Below are 20,090 nucleotides of genomic sequence, written 5' to 3'. Positions count from 1 at the left end.
TTTGAGAAAGGAAGATCAGACCAGCTCAGGGAGTGAGCTTCACCACATTGGGGGCGCTGAATTTCCCGATGATTTCATGTAGATCGGCAGCTTTGGAGAAATAGAATCCCTGAGCGAGGAAGCATTGGTTTTCCTTCAGGAATTTCACCTGTTCGGCGTCTTCCACACCCACCGCCACCACCTTCAGCTTTAGATTATGCGCCATGGAAATCATCGCTTTTACGATTTCCGCATCATCGCCTTTCCTCAGCATGTTGTGAATGAACGACTTATCGATCTTGATGCAGTCGATGGGTAGTTGCTTGAGATTGCTCATGGAAGAATAACCCGCGCCGAAATCATCCACGGTGATACCAAAGCCAAGCCTATTCAAATCGTTGATGCTGCGGTTGCTTTGCTCCAGCTCTTCAATAATGGTGGATTCCGTCAGCTCCAGTTGAATATTGCAGGGCTCATTGCGATGGGCGGCGACAATGCGTCCGATATCCGCGATCAGTCCTTTATCCCGCAATTGGCGCGCCGACACATTAATCGCCACGCCGACATCAGCGAACCCCATCTTGCGCAACTCCTGGGTGGCGGAAATGACTTCGCTGATCACCCATTTCCCCAGCTCCACAATGAGGCCTGTCTCTTCCGCCAGGGGAATAAAATGATCGGGATAAACGATGCCCTGGCTGGGATGATTCCAGCGCAGCAGCGCCTCCAGCCCCACCAGTTTTTTGGTTTCCAGGTCAATCACCGGCTGATAGTCCAGGCGGAACTGCTTCTTGGACAGCCCCTGGATCATTTCCGCTTCCAGCGCCTGCTTCTTCTTGGCTTCCTCATTCATGGAATGAGAGAAAAACTGGATATCGTTGCGGCCATTACGCTTGGCCTGATACATGGCGGTGTCTGCGTTCTTCAATAACTCATCCAGCTCCACGCCATCGTCAGGCGCAATGCTGATGCCGATACTGGCGCCGACAAAATATTCTTTTCCGGCGAACTTGAACGGCTGGTTCAAGGTCCGCCGAATGCCCTGCGCCACACGCCGGGCGTCGGCATGCCCCCTAATATCCGACAGAATCACGGTAAACTCATCGCCGCTGATGCGCGCCACCGTATCGTTCTTGCGCACGTTCTGTTTGATGCGCGCGGCCACGGTTTTCAGCACTTCGTCACCAGCGTCATGGCCGTAGTTATCGTTGATCTCCTTAAAGTGATCGATGTCGATAAACATGAGGGCGATCATAGACTTGTCGCGCACGGCCCGGGTAATGGCGTTTTCCAGGCGCAGCTTGAACAGCAGCCGGCTCTCCAGTCCCGTCAGGTGGTCGTAAAACGCCAACTGCTCCATCTCATCCTTGCTCTTTTTCAGCAGGGTAATGTCTTCACAGGTCACCACATAGTGGCTGACTTTTTCCGGCGCGGGACGAAATACGCCATAGTTGCGCGCCGCCTGTTCATAAATGGGGAAAATGGAGATCTGCACCCAGTACTGATTGCGCGAGGCGTCGTAACAGTGCAACTCATCGCGGATCATTGGTTCCGGCAACTCACGGAAATTGATCTGATCAAGACGCGGAAAACAAACACGCTCCTCCAGTGAGGATAGGTGTTTGTCGAACACCTGCATGCGATCGTAGCCGGACATCGCCAGAAACGCGTTATTCACGTAGACGATAATGCCATCCGCATTGGTGATGATGACGCCGCTGCGACTGCTCTCCACCGCTTTGGACAGAAGACGCAAAGACAGCTCGCGCTGCTCCCTCTCCGCAATCTCCAGCTTCAATTCCTGATTGGCCTGCGCCAACGCCTCCGTTCTCTCCTCCACTCGGGCTTCCAGCGCATGGTTCAGTTTGTACAGCGCCTGCTCTTTTTCTATCAGGGTCTGCGTCTGCTCGTACAGCGCCTCATTGGCCTCGCGCAGTTGATGGGTGTGCAACTCAACCCGGTTTTTAAGCCGGTTGTTGAACGTCATCAATAAAAAGATGCCCACCGCCCCGGCGATCACCACCAGACCGCCAATCAACAGCGCTGTATGCAACACCAGTCTGGCGTCATTGCGGTCCGAGTCGAAGATAAAGCCCTCCAGATTGTAATCCCTGGACGCCATATCCAGCGCGGCGAAGGTGTCCGCGATATGCCGCCAGCGCCCCGGGTTCATATGCCCGACCTCCACCAGCTTGGGCACGATCAGGTCAATGGTTTCCCGGGCTTCATACACAAGCTCATCGTATTCTTTGCGGGAGTTATATTTACCTTGCAGCAAACGAATGATCTCTTCCGGGTTGTCCACCGCATAACGCCAACCTTCAATCGTGGCTTCGCGGAAACGCGCCACCTCTTCGGTATCGCTCATCGCATGATTTTCGGTGGTGAAAAGGGTGTCGCCGTAGAAATCGATGCCGTAACTGCGCGGGTCCATGATGTTGTAAGCGATCTGACGTTTACGCAGCTGATACGGCAGGTCAGTCACGTAGCCCACCATGGCGTCCACGCGATGCTCCACCAGATCGTTGATATTGAAAGACAACGGCATCTGTTTGATTTGAGAGAGCAGCACGCCTTCCTTGCGCAGAATGCCAATGGTGTTGGCGCCGTATGGCCCATGGGGAAACATGACGCGTCTATCGATCAGATCCTGCGGACTGAGTATCTCCGACTCCGCCAGACTCACCAATACCAGAGGCGAATGCTGGATCATCACCGCTACGGCGGTAACCGGCGCGCCCTGCAAGCGGTAAAGCAGCAGTTCAGAATTGGCGACGCCGAAGTCCGCCCTGCCCTCCACCACTTCGTCGATAGGATTAATGTCCGGCGCCGCCTCGCGCAGGGTCACGTCAAAACCGGCTTTCTGATAGAAACCTTTTTCGATGGCGGCGTAAAAGCCGGCGAATTGGAATTGATGCAGCCACTTCAACTGCACAACGACAGGGGTAAGTTCTGAGTCCGCCGCCCCGCAGATTCTCGTCATCAGACAAAGAACCAGCAAGCATATCGTCCGGATACGGCCAATAGGAGAAGATGAGTTCGGCATCTATGGCATTACCACCGGTTGTTTTCGGATGAAACGCGACGCCCGAAAAGCTGCTGTAACGCAACCCAATCACGGTTGACCGGAATTATCTCTTTAAGCTTAGTAGATAATGTTCCCGAGCACGTTGGATTTCCATATCTATGACACATTTTTTCACCTGTGGGGCGAATATTTTACTTCCATGATCGCCCTCATACTGTTTCAGTCAGTTTGATTATTATCCCAACAGCAACAAAAGTCCGGTCTATAGTTAAATTTCAGGCGATATTTTTTCATTCAACTCCCACATGGAAACGAAACGCCACTCCCTCTCTCTTGAAGCCGCCTGATCCGCAAAACAATAAAGCAGAGGTATATATACGATGAGCGTATTAAAACGGTTGTCTTGGCTTACGTTCTTTTTAGGTTTTTCTCTCTTCGTCGGCGCCAAAGAACTGGCCTTTCTCATTCCCGGGGGCGAAGGCGGCGGTTGGGACACTACCGCCCGCGAAACCGGCGCAACGATGCAGACTATCGGCCTGGTGGATGACGTCAAGTTCACCAACCTGTCTGGAGGCGGCGGCGGACGCGCCCTGGATGATCTGGTGCGCAACGCGCCCAAATACTCGGAAACCCTGATGGTGCAATCCACTCCATTGATATTGCGCAGTCTGACCGGGGTGATCGACAAAGACTTTCGCGACATCACGCCCATCGCTACGGTGATTGCGGAGTATCAGGTGGTCGCGGTGAAAGCGGACTCGCCGATTCAATCAGTGCCGCAGCTGGCGGACCTGATTCGGGACCATGCCGCGAAAAATCCGATTATCGGCGGTTCATCCAAGGAAAGCCTGGACCACATTACCGCCGCGCTCCTGCTTAAATCCGCCGGCATCGGCATTGATCAAATGCGTTATGTGCCCAGCGACGGCGGCGGCGACGCCCTGGAGAAGCTGTACAAAGAAGTGGGCGTCGCCCTGGTGACCGGGCTGGGAGAAGTGGTCAACGATTATAAGTCAGGCAAACTGCGCCTGCTCGGCGTCACCAGCGACGAACGCCTGGAAGGCTTTGACATCCCCACCATGAAGGAACAGGGTTACGATCTGGTTTTCGCCAACTGGCGCGGCTTCTTCGGCCCCCCCGGCATGCCGGCGCAGGACATCGCCCAATACGCCGATATGCTGGAGAAACTGTCGCAAAGCGATCAATGGAAGCAGGTAAGAAGCAAATACGGATGGTCCAACTTTTATCATCGCGGCGACGCCATGCATCGTTTTCTGGAGAATCAGGAAAAAGATATCCGCGAAGTGTTGCTGAGCCTGGGCGTTAAGGTGCGCTGATTTTCACGATCGGGCTTATTCAAGCGCCGACGAACGTCGGCGCTGTAGCGATGGAAATGTCTCTTTAGCGACGGACCTTCGCCACCGCTTCGATTTCCACCAATGTGCCCGGCGACGCCAGTGAGGCGACGCCCACGCCGGTCAGCGCTGGCCGTACGGTTCCCAGATAGTTGGCGAGAATAGGCGCCACTTTCGCCATGTAATCCGCCAGCTCTCCTCTGACATAGATGCGCACTTGCAGCAGGTTATCGACGGAAGACCCCGCTTCCTTCAGCACGATGCTCAGGTTCTCCAGTGCATTCGCTGTCTGGGCTTCAATCGTATCGTTTTTCAGTTCGTAGTCCGCGTCCCAGTCCACTTGTCCGGACACAAACACCAATCCTGACTCCGTATCAACCGCCGCCTGCGACAGCCCAAAAGGCGAACCGTCATACAGCGCGCTGGGGTTCACTTTACTAATGCTCATAAAGACCTCTAAAACCGACTAATAGTGTGCAGTCAGAGTAGAGCTTCAGAGGCGACCGAGCGATCAAGCTGCCGTTGTAACCGATACAAGCGCCAATGGATTGACCGATACGATCAGGCGCGGGAAAGGCGCTGTTTCACGGTACCGAGCGCCCACATGATCAGGGGATCATTCTTGGCGCTGGGATGATAGGCCGCCACTACTTCGTATCCCGGCGGATATTTGCTGAGAGGAATCTCGAATAAGCCTGCGCAAGGCAGCAGCCGCGACGGCATAAAGGCCACCATATCCGTCGCCTGCAAATATTCCTGGGCGATGTGGAACGACGGCGCTGAAATCGTCACGTTACGACGCAACCCCTGCTGCTCAAACCAGGCGTCCGCCGACCCGGCGAAACCGCCAGTTCCTGGCGAGGTGACAATAAAGTCGCGCTCCACCAGCCGCTCCAGAGCAATCTCTCCCTCGCCCGCCAACCCGGCGTCGGCGGAAACGCAGAGATATCTTTCCGTGAACAATGGCTCGGACAGCAGACCTTCCGGCACATAGCCATGGGAGGTGAACGCCAGATCAATCTCCCCTTGCCGCATTTTCCGGGTCAGATTGGCGCTCTCGATATTGGCGACCACGACTTTCACCCTGGGCGCGGCTTCTCGTAATTCCGCGATCAGCCCTGTCACAATCACTTTCTGGGTGTAATCCGTGGCGGAGATCACCAAAGTTCTTTCCACCTTGGCCAAAGAAAACGCCTCCGGCGCCGGAATCGCGTGCAGATGGGTCAACACCTGCTGGATATGCGGCTCGATCAGTTTGGCGTAAGGAGTCGGAGCCATGCCATGGCCAGTGCGCACGAATAACGGGTCGCCCAGAATGTCCCGCAGTTTTTTCAGCTGTTGACTGATCGCCTGCTGGGACAGATCGAGGGACTCCGCTGCAGCGGAGATATTGCCGAAGCGATACAATGCGTCCAATGTCCGCAGATGGTGGATTTCCAGTTTTTCGATCATGCATGCCTCAACAGAATCCTGGACGCCGTCGCCTGAGCAACGGATCTGAAATACCTGCCTGATTGTATGTGCATGGCGCGGGGTTGGCGACGCATAACTCGAAAATCCGCCAAGAACTGGCAAACTGAAATTGAGTTTGTCCCTGTGATCGTTTAGCTTCGTCCCAACTTTCACAGAGCAGTTCGCACCGTGATAAAGCACCTTTGGGTCAAAGAAGGATAAGTGTTTGAAAGATATACTGTCTTATCTCAATGAAGAACAGTTCAAAGCCGTTAGCGCCACCGAGGGAGCCACTCTGGTTCTGGCTGGCGCCGGCTCAGGCAAGACCCGCGTGGTCACCTACAAAGCCGCACACCTTATCCTGAATGAAAAAGCGCCGCCGAAATCCATTATCCTGGTGACCTTCACTAACAAGGCCGCGAATGAGATGCGATCGAGGCTAGGCGAGCTGATTGGCCCCATCGCTAAAATCATCCATATCGGCACCTTTCACAAGCTGTTCCTTGAGTTGATCCTGAAACCCAGTTCCGATCGTCCCGTCACGCAGAAATATGGATACAACAAGACAACGCGGGTGATCAGCGAACATGAGGCCAGAAGCTTCATCGAGTCATTCTGGTCCAACCTGGGCGAGGAACAGCAGCGCTTCGTCGCCCGCAACGGCATCTCTCTCAATGAAGTTCTCGCCTGTCTGTCCCGCGCCAGAGCCAACGGTTTCGGCTCCAACGACTATGCGCCGCCGATGGAGCTGACCAATCGTGAACGCATGATCGATCGCATCATGATTGCGCTGTGGAAAAACCTGGACGAGGAAAAAAGAAAGCTCAACGCCATTGATGCGGACGATATTCTCTATATCGCCTGCCACGTGCTGAAAGAAGACGCTGAGTTGCGAGACGCGCTGCAATACCATTTGAAGCACTTCATCATAGATGAGTTTCAGGACTGCAATTACCTGCAGTTTGAAGCCATACGCCTGTTGGCCTCCAACTCCGTTTCCATCACCGTCGTCGGCGACGCCAAGCAGTCCATCTACCAGTTCCGGGGCTCGGAGCCGTCGGTTTTCCAGGCGTTCCTGGAAGCGTACGAATCCCCCAGCGTCTGCGTGCTGGACACCAACTACCGGTCCTTGAACAAACTGGTGCAGCTCAGTAATAAGCTGGCTGACAGCATGCCTCATCGCCTGCAGGAAGACATCGCCATGCGCGCCCACAGAAGCGGCGACGGCACGGTGCAGTTCGCGTCGCCTATCAATGTCGTGACCGAGTCAAACGAAGTCGCCGCGAGTATTCAAACGCTATTGAACGCAGGAACGCCGCCTGATGAGATCGCCGTTCTCTACAGGGAGAACAGCCAGCGTCTGCATATCGAACAGGCGCTGATCGCCCGCCGCATCCCTTACTTGGTTAATGAAGGCGTTCCGCTGCTGCGCCGGCGCGGTCCGCGTATGCTTTTGAGTCTGTGTCTTGCGCCCTCCAGCAGCGAAAGTCCGTTGGAGGAGAAGTACCTGGAGTACGTCCTCAATAACAGCCGGATTAATCTGCAATGGCGACACAAGAAATCCGGCAAATATAAAGACGAAGCGATCTTCAAATATCTGCAGTTTATTTCCGACGCCGATGGCAGCCTCGGCGAAAAGGCGACGGACATCATTCGCGACGTGCGCCTGATCAAAAAGCTGAATCACTGTCCGCCGTCGCAAGCGGAAGAGCAGTTATGGGAAATACTGCTGCGCCACACTTATTTCAGCCGGGAGGGCATGGAGAGCCTGCCCGCCAAAGTGGTGATTCAGCAGTTGTTGGACGGCTTGAAGAAAGGCGTCCCTCTGGAACAAAGCGCCGAGGAACTGCTGAAAATAAACAGCGATAAAACCGAGTCGGATAAGATTCATCTCATGACTATTCATGCCTCAAAAGGCGCTGAATTCGATACGGTATTCCTGATCAATGCGACCCAGTCCGAGCATAAAGAGAGAGAGGAAAACAGGGAGGAGGAACGCCGGGTTTTCTACGTGGCGCTGACACGGGCCAAAAGCAGACTGCATATCTCCTGCCCGCAATATAACGAACGTGGGTTACCTCTGCAGCCTTCGCCCTATATTGCGGAACTCAGGCGCGTCTAGAAGTGCTGGGTCAACGCGCTATTAATCAGGCGGACAACGCCCGCAAGTAAGCACGCCGCTGGCGGCATATTTTCGTTAAATTCAGGAATAACTATGTCATACGAAATTTTTTTTCAGAAATTCAAAAACGGTGAGGCCGGCGTCATTCCGTTTGAAGAAATAAATGCCGTACTAAAAAATTATGGTGAGATTATCGAAGACGATGGCGACTTTGAGTTTGTCTCGAAGGTTGGCGAAATCTGTGAAAGTGCATACTTATTCGGTGAATCCCGCGACGCCATTTCCGGGATAGTTTTTTTAAGACCCATGCAGCATGAACTCCTGCCCCAGATTATTTTTGAATTACTCTCAATAGAAAACACATGCTTTTTTGGTCCCGGTTTAGACTATCTTCAAGCAAGAACTGACATTTCTTCCCAGCTGCCTGAGTCATTACTTGAAGGCGCAGAATCAGGCCTGCAAATCATAGATTCGGCTTACAGTTCATGGCCGTTATCATAGAGGGGCTATTTTCTATTCTTCAGGCATTCGCACTTTAAACGCATACGTACACCTAAACATAGCGCTCCCCCATCGAACTTTCGCCGTCCGGGGGATACACTGATGCTTTCGCAGAGATCCAAATTATCCATTAGCTGTTACAGAGAAACGCGCCATGTCGACGCCCATCGCTTTGGACCTGCGGCGTTATTCGCCGGAAACGCAATGCCATAGCCATGATTATCACCAGCTGGTGCTGCCGCTCAGCGGTCGCCTGGAGCTGGATGTGGCGGGCCAGGGGGCGATGGTGGACCGGCGCACTGCGGCGGTGATCGAAGCTGGACGGGATCACGCATTCGCCGGCGGCGAGGATAACCGCTTTGTAGTGGCGGATCTGCCGGTGTCCATGGAGCCTGCGCTGGGACGTCTACCGGCATTCATCGAACTGGACCCAGGATTGCGCTCCTACGTTCACTTTATCGCGATGGAGCTGGGTCACGGACACCTGGGCGAAGCATCCCGCGAGCGCATACTCGGCTTATTGTTGCAGTTGCTTCGAGAGCGCTACGGCGCGGCGTTGAATCTGGACAAGCGTCTGCTCGCCGCCCGCGACTTTCTGGACGCACACTTGGGCGACACGATCACCCTCGATCAAGTCGCCAGCGCGGCGAACCTGAGCCGTCGCCACCTTTCTGATCTATTCAAAAACGCATTCGGCATGACGCCGATGGATTATCTGCGGGACAAACGTATGCGACTGGCCCTGGCGCTGTTGGAAAACAGCCAGCTCAGCATACAACGGATAGCGCTCGATACCGGTTTTCAGAATCAGGCCGCGTTCAGTGACCGTTTCAGACGCCACTTCGGTAAATCCCCCAAGCATTTCCGCCCGCGCGAGAAAAACTAGCGCCGCAGCGACGAATTTTCCCCCGCGGTAAAACGCTAAGCTGACGTTTCCGAACCTTTTCTCTTATACAACGAAAAACCTCATACAACGGAAAAAAGAAACGTCATGAACCGACAAGCCGCTACGTCCATAGGATTCACCGCCGTCGTCTTATGGGGCGCACTGGCGCTGTTCACGCGCTGGAGCGCAGGCGTTCCTCCCTTTCAGTTATTGGCGATGACATTTTGCATCGCCGCCTTACTGATGCTGGGTAAAACCGTGGCGCAGGGAGGCAGTCTGTTGCGCCTGTTGCGCCAGCCTGCGCGCGCCTGGTTATTGGGTGTGGGCGGGCTTTTCGGTTATCACCTGTTTTACTTCATCGCCTTGAATCAGGCGCCAGCGGTGGAAGCCAGTCTGATCGCCTATCTCTGGCCGCTGCTGATCGTCTGTTTTTCTGCGGTGTTGCTGAAAGAGTCTGCGGGAAAAACCCTGTGGCTGGGTGGACTGCTGACGCTGGCGGGCTGCTGGGCGTTGTTATGGCGCCCCGGCGCAGGCTTTGATGTGCGTTACTTGAGCGGCTACGGAGCCGCGCTGCTCTGCGCCCTGATCTGGTCGCTGTATTCAGTGTTGTCCCGCACTCTGGCGGAGGTCCCCTCTGACGCAGTGGGGTTGTATTGTCTGGGCGTGTCAGTGCTGGCGGCGTTGTGCCATGGTGTGCTGGAAGAAACTGTCTGGCCGCTGAGCGGCGGACAATGGCTCGGTGTGATTGGATTGGGGCTGGGCCCGGTGGGGATTGCGTTCTTTACCTGGGACTATGGCGTCAAACGCGGCGATATTCAGCTATTGGGGGTCTTGTCATACGCCGCGCCGCTGATTTCCACGCTATTGTTGATCGCCTTCGGCGAAGCGGAATTCACGGTAACGGTGTTGCTCGGGTGCGGTCTGATTGTCGGCGGCGCCTTGCTGGCGTCCCTGGGACCGGCGCTGCTGCGCAAGCCGGCCCCGCAGACTTAGGCGCGGACTGCCCACGCCCAGGGCGTCACCATTTTCCGGGAGGCGCCTGATAAGACAGTATCGCGTCGAGCAACTGCGCCGGGTTTTCTTTGATGATCAGGGCGTCGATATAGCCCTGACTCAGGAAGCGTTCGTCCTGCATGTGGCGGATAAAGTCGAGCAGTTTGTCGTAGTAGCCAAAGGCGTTATAAAAACAGCTTGGCTTGCTGTGATAACCCAACTGGCTCCAGGTCCAGACCTCGAAGATTTCCTCCAGGGTTCCGGCGCCGCCGGGCATGGCGATAAACGCGTCTGACAGCTCCGCCATTTTCGCTTTGCGCTCGTGCATATCCGCCACCACGAACAGCTCGGTCAAACCGGTATGCTCGATTTCCTTTTCTTTCAGCGCCACAGGGATGACGCCGGTCACCTTGCCGCCCGCCGCCAGCACCGCATCAGCGATCACGCCCATCAGGCCCACATGGCCGCCGCCATACACCAGTTCGATATTCCGTCGCGCCAGCTCTTCCCCAAGCGCTTTGGCGGCGTCTTGGTATTCCTCTCTGGCTCCCATACTGGAGCCGCAAAATACTGCTATTCTCACCACTTTCCCCTTATAAATCAGATCGACAGCCAAGCGCCCACACTATAACGCCGATAGGCGCCTCATGCTATTAAGACAACGGCGTAGAAGGCCCGAAATGCACAAGCGCGCAGTGACTAACGAACAGTCAATATGAAGGCGAAAATCCAACGGGGCGGACAAGGTCGACGACCAGGTCTCAATAGCGAATGGCGGAGTCCTGCTCATACAGGGCCAGTGCAGCTTCCGCCGGCAACGGCGGTGAAAACAGATAGCCCTGCGCCAGATGAATGCCCAGGCTTTCCACTACTTCCAGTTGCTGAATCGTTTCAATGCCTTCCGCCACCACCGCCATGTCCATTTTCCTGGCCATCGCGATAATGCTGGAAAGGATGGCCTGCCCGGCTTCGTCGTCATGCAGGTCGCGCAGGAACGAGCGGTCAATTTTCAGCGTGTTGAAAGAGAATTTTTTCAGATGGCTGAGGGAGGAATAGCCCACGCCAAAGTTGTCCAGAGACACCCGGAAGCCCTGGTTGCGCAGCTTGTCCAGGGTCATCGCGCAGCCTTTGCGATCTTCGAACAACGCGCTTTCCGTCACCTCAAACTCAAAGATGTTGCGGGACATGCCGGAATCAACCAGCAGCTGATTGATCTTGTTGAAGACCTCCCCCGTCACCAGCTGCCCGGCGGTGATATTCAGGGAAACGCTCGGTTGCAACTGATACTTCGCTTCCAGGGATTTAACGAACGCGCAGGCGTGTGAAGCCACCAGTAAAGTGATGTGATCAATCATCCCGCGCTTCTCCGCCGCCGGCACAAAATCCAGCGGACTGATCCAGCCGTACTGCTCCGAATACAGGCGCGCCAGCGCTTCAAATCCAGAGAGATGACGGGTGCGCAGATCAATGATCGGCTGGAAGCAGATCGTGAACTCATCCTTATCCAGGGCTTTGCTGATCAGGTTATCCATCGCCAGACGGGCCTGCTCGCTGTGCTCCAACTGCGGCGAGAAAAACTCAAAACGCATCTTGCCGTGAGCCTTGGCGGAGTACATGGCGGTGTCCGCATATTTGATCAGATCATTGACGCTGTCGGCGTCGTCCGGGCACATTGCGATGCCGATGCTGGCGCCGATAAAGGTTTCCTGCCCTTCCACTTTGAACGGGGGCCTCAGCTGGTCCAGCACCCGTTGCGCCACCGCCGCAGCGTTCTTACGGGCGCCGATGTTGGGAACGATAATAGTGAATTCGTCGCCGCCAAGGCGGAACAGAATATTGCGCTCCTCATCCGTATCCTCCAACGCCTCTTCTTCCGAAATCTGATAAATCACATCGGAGGGACGCAATACTGAAGAGAGACGACCGGTCACTGCGGTCAGCAAGCTGTCCCCCACTTGATGACCGTAGACGTCATTGATCTGCTTGAAGCCGTCCAGGTCGATAAACAGCAGCGCCAGCGATTGATCGCGTTCTTCATTGCGCCGCATCAACAGCGCCAGCATATGCGCCATGGCGTGGCGGTTGGGCAAACCGGTCAGGCTGTCGGTGTAAGCCTGGGTTTTCAGCTCCCGCGTGTACTGACGGATCTGTCCTTCCATCTCCAGAAACGCCTGCTGCAGACGCCCTATTTCGCCGCTTTGCAGGCGTAGCGACTTGGCTTTGTCCGGCGCATGGAGAATGTGATAGGTGGCCTTGGCCAGTTCTTTCACCGGTCGCACGATCATGCGATCCATCTGCACGTAAATAAACCAACCCAGCAGGACGAACACCACCACCAGCACCACGATGGCGGTGAACAGCAACCGATGAAACTCGCTGCGCGCCTCCGAAAACGGCATCGCATTATAAAGACGCCAATCCCCGAGCAGGGGACGCGAATCCACCAGATAATCTTCTCCCATCATCCGCGCCATGTATTGGCTCGGCCCATCCACGCCTGCGCCAGGAATATTCGACAGCCCGCGCGCCTGCGTTTGGGACAGGCCCGAGGCGTATATCACGCCCCGCCCCCGGCTGGCGATAAAGGTGGCGTCCACTTCCGCCGCATCGCTTCCGGGGTCATGCCGCATTAACCAGTTCATGTCCACGGTGAATTTGAGCACGCCTTTCACTACCTTGTTGTTTTCGTAGGCGCCCAGGGAGCGGTCAATCGTGTATAACGCGCGGTAAAACGTCAGGTGGGGTCCGTCGAAGCGTTCCTGATTGATGAAGTCATAGTAGGTGTTGTAGGGGTCTTGCAACGCCTGCTGAAACAGACTTTCCCCGGCCGGCTCCGCTTCCGGGGAGCGGATATCGTCGGCGATGCGGATGTCCTCGACGCCGTCAGGCAACAGCAGGACGATCTCCAGATACTCGGGGAACAGCGTGGCGTAACGGCTCAACGCCTTGGCGGAAAGGTCATACATGAGGGTGTAACGCTCTTCCCCCATGGACAAATATCGATCCAGCACATCCTCAGAAACCAACAGGCGCATATTGGCCAGGGTATGCTCCACCGAGCCATTCACATTGGCCGCCGCCAGGGAGGCGGATTCATCCAGCAAATGACGGCTGCGGCCTTCCCAAAACGCGGTTAGCTCCACATACAGCGCGGTCGCCAGGCTCAAAAAGCAGGTGAATGTCGCCACTACCAGCGTAATGATCAACCGCGCGCGTAACTTCATTGCAGAATCTGTTCGAAGCCGAGATTGTGCCAGATGCTCATCATGCGCCGCTTGTATAGCGTGCTTGGCGCTTTATGGGTTCCCATCCTGGGATTGATGGCGGGAAATACGGTCTGATTGGCCAGCAGTTCCTCCGGCAAAATTTTCAATGCTTCTTCATTATAGGTGGCGGAATAGGTGAATTCACAATTGCGGGCGGCGTTGCGGGGTTCGCTGATAAAATTCAAAAACGTATAGGCGGCTTCCGGGTCGGAGGCGTAACGGCTGACGATAAAGTAATCGAACCAGACAATACCGCCCTCTTCCGGCAGTCGGTATTCAATGTTCGGGTTGAACTGTTTCAACATCAGCGCATCACCGCTGTAGGCCACGGCGGCCACCGCTTCCCCGGTCACCAGGAGCGATTCGCCGTTGGTCTTGAGCGAACGATAGGTCAGCACATGGGGCTTCTGGGCGGAGATCAGCTCCGCCGCCAGGGTCAGCGCCTGGGGAGATTCGTCATACATGTCGTAGCCCAGGGTTTGCAGGGCGATAGGCAGCATTTCCGTGGCTTGCGGCGTCATCACAATCTTGCCTTTCAGCTCATCCGCCGGACGAAACAACTGCATGAAACGGGAGATCGGCCGCACCAGATCAGAGCGATAGGCGACGCCTTGCGTGCCCCAGGCATAGGGAGCGACATAACCCACCAACGCCGGTTGATGGCTGCGCCACAGATCATTATTGAATTTGAGATTGGGGACTTCGTTTTCGCTTAACGGCGCGGCCCAGCCCAGCTTGATATAAGCTTCCGCCGTCAGACCGTCCATCAGAATCAGGTCAAAACCCTGGCCGTTGCGCGTAGCCATGACACGATCGCGCTTCTCTTCGTTCTGGAAATAGCTGAACTTCAGCTTGATATGGTGGGTTTTCTCGAACTCGGCGACAACCTCCGGGTCCAGATAGTCTTCCCAGGTGAAAATGTGCAAAACAGCGTCCGCGTGACTGACGAAACTGAACAGCGACAGCACACTGAAGAAAAAAAGCGCAACCATAGACCGTTTCATCAGACACACGCCTCCCCGCACAAACAGGCTGCATCAGTTTAAAGCAAGCGCACGAGGACGTTAGGGGGGCTCCTGTAAATTCGTGCAAAATCTGCGGCGCATAAATTTGGATGTCCGGCTGGCCGGACAGCTTTCAGGCGATGCATCCGTAACTTGTCAGCTCTTCTGAACATTTATTGAACACGCCCCACCCGCTTACGCGCAACCTGCTGAATTCACGGCGTTAATCATTCTGGCGCAGGATTTGATACGCCCTGAATGCGTTCATGGCAATGACACATACAACACAGAAAAATCCGGCGTGTCTTGTTGCGCGGACAGTCGCGACCAACAGACAACGCTCACCAGGGACGCACGACAACAACTCAAGGGGCCGACTATGAACAGATTCATGACGCTGAAAGGCGCAGTCGTTCTGACTTCCACACTGGCCGCCGGCGGCGCCGGACTGGCCGTGTCTCCCGGGCAGGAGAGCATTGATTTACGCAGTCTCAATGTCGACGCCGCCCAGATCTCCATCTCCGGTTTATCTTCTGGCGCTTTCGCCGCCATGCAGGCGCATGTGGCCTACTCCAAAACCTTCATGGGAGCCGGGCTGGTGGCGGGCGGCCCTTATGGCTGCGCGGAAGGCAGTCTGACCCGGGCCGCCGGACGCTGCATGAGCCAGGGAGATTTGCCGGACGCCGACGCCATCGTCAGGCTGACTCAGGCCATGGCGGACGCGGGCAAGATAGATAACGTGGCGTTTTTGCGCGACGACCGCGTATGGATCTTTCATGGCAAGAGCGACCATCGGGTTAGAAGCTCGTCATCGCAGCGGGCGGCGGAGGTGTATCAGCGGTTAAGCGGAACTCAGAATGTCTCCGTCAATATTGACCTCGTAGACGCCGGCCACGCCATGCCGACGCAAAACTTCGGCGCCGATTGTACGCACAGCGACTCCCCGTATATCGGCGACTGTCAGTATGACGCCGCGGGCCTGTTGCTGAACCACATCTATGGCCCTTTATCGCCCCCTGCGTCGGAAAAACCGGAAAACCTGCTGACTTTCGATCAGAGCCTGTTGAGCTATTCGCAGTATCTGGATGAAACCGGCTATATCTACGTTCCCGACGTCTGCCGGGGCTCACAGGCGGCCTGCCGCGTGCATATCGCCCTGCATGGCTGCAAACAGAATCGCTCGACGTTGCAAGACACCTTCGCCCGCCACGCCGGCTACAATGCCTGGGCGGAGAGTAATCGCATCATTGTGGTGTATCCGCAAACCAGCAATGAGCCAATGAACGGCTGTTGGGATTGGTGGGGGTACGCAGACACAGGCCATGACACACTGGACTACCTCACCCAGCAAGGGCCGCAGATGCAGTTCATCAAGCGTATTGTCGACCGTTTGACTGGCGAGGAGACAAACGGGACAGGTTCTGTGGCGGCGGCCTGTTATCGAGAAGAAAATCTTAACCACTCGCTGGCTGGACGGGCGCAGTATTTCTGGGGGCTTTATTACGCGGTGGGGTCTATGGACTATCTTGGATTTTCACCTTCTCATCGCACCAGTCTGCGTTGCGATAAAAAGGATTACTGTCGATCGATCAATACTTGCATATAGCGAAAAAAAAGCGGCGGCTTCCGTGAGAGGCCGTCGCTTGATGCAAGACTAATTGGCGTCGCATTTCACTTTATCGATATCGCACCAGAACGCATCGATTTTAGACTCGCATTGCTGCGCCGCCTTCCCCGTGGCTTCCAGCTTGGTCAGGCCAATGCCGGTAAAAGTGCCTTTATGGGTTTTCAGGATGCAGGAATATTGCGTCTGCGGCGTCGTGACTGGAGGAGGCGTCGGCTCGGCGTTCTGTAAATCGTAAACCGTATCCTGTAACTGCCTCACCGCCAGCTCAAGGTTCCTGACCCGCTCTCGAAGCTTGCGATTGGCGCGGTAGTGGGATTCATAGTCGTAGCCTCGCTCACGCATATACTGGTCGTAATCGCGACGGTCAAATTCCTCGTCTCTTGAGGTTTCAATGTAGATGATCTTTTCACCGCCCATCTGCACTCTGAATTCTTCCGCCCCTGCGTTTTGCATTAAGCTTCCCAGCGCCACCGCCAACAACATCGCTTTTTTCATTTTTAATGGTTTCCCCAGTTGAAACGCTTCGTTAGTTATAGGGAAGCCATTGTAACGGCAAATCATGAACTTAAACTGAATAAATATCCCTTTTTCGGTTCAGCGTATCAGTCAGGCGGCCCAAAAAGGTCTCAGGCCGCCATGCTGAAAAACAGAAGGGACACGTTCTATTCAAAAGAGTCCATGATAACCCGGCCCATGGTTTTATCGTCCGCATCAGTGATGTAACGGTATTCCCGGAACCAGTCCCACCATGCGTAGACAGAGTGATACTCCACGTCCAATCCGATAGTGCGCGCGCCAGCGTTGTAGCGATCAGCGCCGCTTAACGCGAAGGTCATATCCCGGCCGCGTTTGTTGGCCTGCATCTCGTTGTGCGCCATCTTTTCGCTCATGATGATGGGATAGTGATAGTCATACAGTTGACTCAAGGAAGGCGCCTTGCTGACGCTGGTGACGCGACCGTCCACGCGCAAATCCCGCACACAGGAATCCAACGCACCGTCATATGCGGCGCCGCAGGCGCTGTGCAGTGGCACGACGCTGTCGTCCCTGCCTTTAATGATGGGGTGCGTCGCGAAGCCGTAAAACTCGCTGCCGGTAGCGGCGATTCTCAGACGGGGTATGGCGGGCAGATTAGTGACGGCGGTGTTGCGCGCAACGGAAGTCTGCAGATCAATCATCACGCCCGGATTAATGCCCAGCGGAATTTCATAGCCCAGAAACTTCAGCAGCGCCTCCAGTACCTCTGCGCCGTGGTTGACGCCATTAATCAGGTCCACCCCGAAGTTAGCCAGTTCAGTACCGCCGCCGGCGCCCGCCATGTCGATCACCGCGGCGACTTTAAAACGCTGCGCCAGGGACGACCCCAACAGAGAGCTCTTGTTGGACAGCACATAGCGCATCACCAGGTCGCCGGTGGAATGGGTAATGACCACGCATTCGTTATCACAGAAACCGGAGGACAGGATCGGCTGCAACTGATTGGCGATCAATGCGGCGATACCGCCCGCCCCCTGCAAACGATAGTGCGAAGGCCAATAAAGAATGCGGGTGGTGGCGGGGTCTTTCAGCGAGGCGTCAAAGCCGTCCCAATAACCAATGCCATCCGCCCGCCCCTGGTCGGTGGGGTTGAACAGAATATGCTGGGGTAAAAAGCCCTGAATCAAGAGGACGTTCTTGCCCGCCAGTTGCGCCTTGGCGGCGCCGCAGGCGGCGAACATCAACATTGCAGTCAGCCATAGCTTGAGTGTTTTCACGTTAAATCTCCTTTTTTATCTTTGTTTTCGAGAATCGGTGGCGCTGCGGGCTTAACGTCCGCAACGTCGCGCCCGTTTACTGCACGCTTCCCAACTGGCGCAGAAACTCCAACCGCTTTTGCGCGTCTTCATCGACATAGGGAACATCGTCATAGTCAGAGAAAGGAAAACCGTTCACCGCAAAGGACGCCTGGGCGACGCTTCCGTATTCGGTTTGATAGGTGGGTGGGGCCGGCATCCGGGTCAAGGAAATGTCCCGCAGCCGGTATGGCCCGGCGTTGCCTTTCTGTTTCAGCGCCGCAATATGAGCCCGCAGGTACACCAGGCCGTTTTCCACCTGAATCTCTTCCTGCGCGGATAAATGCACTAGAGGCTCATTGGCGTCAGCGCTGTAAAGAATGGCTGAGATCTCGTGAAAACCGGGGGCGTTCACCTGGACATGCACAGGAATATACAAATAGGCGCCGCGCACTTCCGCCGCATCCACATGAGTCACCTGCGCCACGCTGGGGGTATAGGTAACCGGCGTTCCGATTTCAAAGACGCGGCCATTGATGGTCAGGTTGGCGATGACGCGTAAATCGCTCCCCGCGTCCGCCAGCGCAGGATCGCCGCCAGAGAAGGTTAAATTGAACATGGAGCCGCTGCGCTGCACGCCCTCGGTGACGGCCAAGGTTTCAGCCTGTTCCACCAGACGTCCGTCCGCTTCCACTGTCGATCCGGCATTCAGGCCGGTGACGCTCACCGACGCGACAATGTCCTCGCCGATGAAGTACTGGCTCTTCGTGGTTTCGAGGCTGATGCGGGGACTGTTTGGATCTTCGAAGTCCAACGGCATGCCTGCAGGAACGCTTTTATTGGGGAGGTACTTGGCGAGCGCTTCTTTATCTCGTATCGGGTTGGAAAAACTGGGGTACTGAATCTGATCCTGATATTGATCAGCGACCTGCGTCAGGCGCGCTTTAACTTCCTTTTCAAAGAAAGGATTCTCGCCTGCTTCTGCCTCTTCTTCGGCATCCGCCGTCATGGATGGCGACGGCTGCGATAGCGCGACGACGCTCCCGGTTGGCGCAGCGGTCGCAGCGGCGACAGGCGGCGTCTCGACGGCAGGCGTCACCGCCGCTTCAGCGTCAGGGATATCCACGCCCTGACCGCCAAAGAAAAAATAACTTAATGCTAACGCGGCTATTGCGCCGCAGGCCAAAAAAAGGCCCTGCTTTTCCTTGAAAAACATAACGATTAACCTTTGTCCGTTGTTATTTTTGTTTTAACGTTCGGCGGACCCTGTCTGCGCCAAACGCGGATATTTTTATTTCCTGTGGGCCACTATAAGCGTTAGAAAGCGGACGCGAAACCGCCCAAATAGGTGATTTCAAGCATTAGATATTAGATAAAAAGAGAAAGGGAGCTGACTGGAAGGTCAGTTTTTTGAGGCGGGAGAAGAAGAGGAGGAACAGTCATCCTCCGCCAGATATTGTTTCAGCTTCGGTATCGCCATCACGCCAATAATGCCCAGCGCAAACAAGATAACCGGAAACAGCAACATCATTTTTGCTTCGCTGGAATAGTGTTTACTCATCGTTTGTTTGCTCTATTTAGGTAGATGTAGTCAGATCTCTCACATACAACAACTCATGCAGCGGCTCGCCGGCGTGTCCATAATCCACCTTGGATCTTCCGTCGGGCAGAAATCCCAAGTTTTTATAAAACGCCATGGCGCGCTGGTTTCCGTTCAACACCCACAGGTATATGGCCTTGGCTTTTTTCTGCAGATAGTAGTCGCTCACATACTCTATTAGCCCTTTACCCAGGCCATGCCGCCAGTAGTTGGGATCAATATTGATGGAGTACAGTTCGACGCCCTCTTCCCTAGCGAGTTGCTCGTCGCGAAACGCGCCGCTGCTGCAGAACCCGGCGACACATCCCTCATGCTCAATCACCAGACGCAATATCGGGCTATCCTGCGCTAACGCCGCCGTCCATTGCTGCGTTCTTTTTTCCACAGACAGAGACGCCAGAAATTCACTCGACATCAGCCCGCGATAGGCTTCCCGCCAGGCCGCCACATGGATGACGGCGATGGTTGGAGCGTCTTCCACTGTAGCGGGGCGGATACGCATTCC

Annotated in this window: 17 protein-coding genes; 6 read left to right on the top strand and 11 right to left on the bottom strand. The window is 55.3% G+C overall.

The genetic code is table 11. From position 1 onward, the window contains the following. Positions 1-25: 25 nt before the first annotated feature. On the bottom strand, positions 26-2,962 hold the full coding sequence (locus tag KP814_RS19410) for an EAL domain-containing protein (protein WP_216738315.1): 2,937 nt from the start codon (positions 2,960-2,962) through the stop codon (positions 26-28). Positions 2,963-3,387: 425 nt separating this feature from the next. On the opposite strand from KP814_RS19410, the gene KP814_RS19405 reads away from it, so the two are divergent. Then, positions 3,388-4,344, top strand: coding sequence for a tripartite tricarboxylate transporter substrate binding protein (locus tag KP814_RS19405; RefSeq protein ID WP_216738314.1), 957 nt, complete (start codon positions 3,388-3,390; stop codon positions 4,342-4,344). A gap of 64 nt (positions 4,345-4,408) precedes the next feature. On the opposite strand, the gene KP814_RS19400 is transcribed toward KP814_RS19405, so the two are convergent. Further along, on the bottom strand, positions 4,409-4,810 hold the full coding sequence (locus KP814_RS19400; protein ID WP_216738313.1) for a RidA family protein: 402 nt from the start codon (positions 4,808-4,810) through the stop codon (positions 4,409-4,411). A gap of 113 nt (positions 4,811-4,923) precedes the next feature. Beyond that, entirely contained in the window at positions 4,924-5,814 is an 891-nt protein-coding gene (locus tag KP814_RS19395; protein ID WP_216738312.1) for a LysR family transcriptional regulator, read from the bottom strand. Between the two features lie 226 nt (positions 5,815-6,040). On the opposite strand from KP814_RS19395, the gene KP814_RS19390 reads away from it, so the two are divergent. The 4 genes from KP814_RS19390 to KP814_RS19375 all read left to right on the top strand — a co-directional run bounded on the left by KP814_RS19390 (position 6,041) and on the right by KP814_RS19375 (position 10,316). Then, entirely contained in the window at positions 6,041-7,936 is a 1,896-nt protein-coding gene (locus KP814_RS19390) for an ATP-dependent helicase (protein ID WP_216738311.1), read from the top strand. Positions 7,937-8,029: 93 nt separating this feature from the next. Then, on the top strand, positions 8,030-8,437 hold the full coding sequence (locus KP814_RS19385; RefSeq protein ID WP_216738310.1) for a hypothetical protein: 408 nt from the start codon (positions 8,030-8,032) through the stop codon (positions 8,435-8,437). Positions 8,438-8,591: 154 nt separating this feature from the next. Beyond that, on the top strand, positions 8,592-9,323 hold the full coding sequence (locus KP814_RS19380) for an AraC family transcriptional regulator (RefSeq protein ID WP_216738309.1): 732 nt from the start codon (positions 8,592-8,594) through the stop codon (positions 9,321-9,323). Positions 9,324-9,428: 105 nt separating this feature from the next. Further along, positions 9,429-10,316 carry a DMT family transporter gene (locus KP814_RS19375; protein ID WP_216738308.1) on the top strand — a complete coding sequence of 296 codons (888 nt, stop codon included), beginning with the start codon at positions 9,429-9,431 and terminating at the stop codon, positions 10,314-10,316. 25 nt (positions 10,317-10,341) lie between these two features. On the opposite strand, the gene KP814_RS19370 is transcribed toward KP814_RS19375, so the two are convergent. The 3 genes from KP814_RS19370 to KP814_RS19360 form a co-directional block, all read right to left on the bottom strand. Continuing rightward, positions 10,342-10,899, bottom strand: coding sequence for a TIGR00730 family Rossman fold protein (locus tag KP814_RS19370; protein ID WP_216738307.1), 558 nt, complete (start codon positions 10,897-10,899; stop codon positions 10,342-10,344). 178 nt (positions 10,900-11,077) lie between these two features. Further along, positions 11,078-13,540, bottom strand: a complete 2,463-nt coding sequence (locus KP814_RS19365; protein ID WP_216738306.1) for a bifunctional diguanylate cyclase/phosphodiesterase — start codon at positions 13,538-13,540, stop codon at positions 11,078-11,080. Beyond that, positions 13,537-14,586: a spermidine/putrescine ABC transporter substrate-binding protein gene (locus KP814_RS19360; protein WP_216738305.1), complete on the bottom strand. Its 1,050-nt coding sequence runs from the start codon at positions 14,584-14,586 to the stop codon at positions 13,537-13,539. Before KP814_RS19360 ends, KP814_RS19365 begins: the two co-directional genes overlap by 4 nt. 379 nt (positions 14,587-14,965) lie before the next feature. Between KP814_RS19360 and KP814_RS19355 the strand changes: the two genes are divergently transcribed. Beyond that, positions 14,966-16,192 (top strand): PHB depolymerase family esterase, encoded by a 1,227-nt coding sequence (locus KP814_RS19355; RefSeq protein ID WP_216738304.1) that lies wholly within the window; start codon positions 14,966-14,968, stop codon positions 16,190-16,192. A 48-nt stretch (positions 16,193-16,240) separates the two neighbouring features. On the opposite strand, the gene KP814_RS19350 is transcribed toward KP814_RS19355, so the two are convergent. From KP814_RS19350 to KP814_RS19330, 5 genes are all read right to left on the bottom strand, one after another. Beyond that, positions 16,241-16,708 carry a hypothetical protein gene (locus KP814_RS19350; protein WP_216738303.1) on the bottom strand — a complete coding sequence of 156 codons (468 nt, stop codon included), beginning with the start codon at positions 16,706-16,708 and terminating at the stop codon, positions 16,241-16,243. 167 nt (positions 16,709-16,875) lie between these two features. Beyond that, positions 16,876-17,967, bottom strand: coding sequence for a hypothetical protein (locus KP814_RS19345; RefSeq protein WP_216738302.1), 1,092 nt, complete (start codon positions 17,965-17,967; stop codon positions 16,876-16,878). Between the two features lie 76 nt (positions 17,968-18,043). Further along, positions 18,044-19,201 (bottom strand): hypothetical protein, encoded by a 1,158-nt coding sequence (locus tag KP814_RS19340; protein WP_216738301.1) that lies wholly within the window; start codon positions 19,199-19,201, stop codon positions 18,044-18,046. Positions 19,202-19,387: 186 nt separating this feature from the next. Beyond that, positions 19,388-19,546 (bottom strand): hypothetical protein, encoded by a 159-nt coding sequence (locus tag KP814_RS19335; protein WP_216738300.1) that lies wholly within the window; start codon positions 19,544-19,546, stop codon positions 19,388-19,390. Between the two features lie 16 nt (positions 19,547-19,562). Continuing rightward, positions 19,563-20,087 (bottom strand): GNAT family N-acetyltransferase, encoded by a 525-nt coding sequence (locus tag KP814_RS19330; protein ID WP_216738299.1) that lies wholly within the window; start codon positions 20,085-20,087, stop codon positions 19,563-19,565. Between the last annotated feature and the right edge of the window lie 3 nt (positions 20,088-20,090).

It is taken from the genome of Hahella sp. HN01 (assembly GCF_018986435.1).
Classification (GTDB): domain Bacteria; phylum Pseudomonadota; class Gammaproteobacteria; order Pseudomonadales; family Oleiphilaceae; genus Hahella.
Note: the sequence above shows the minus strand (reverse complement) of the source record. Positions and strands in the feature narration are given on the sequence as shown.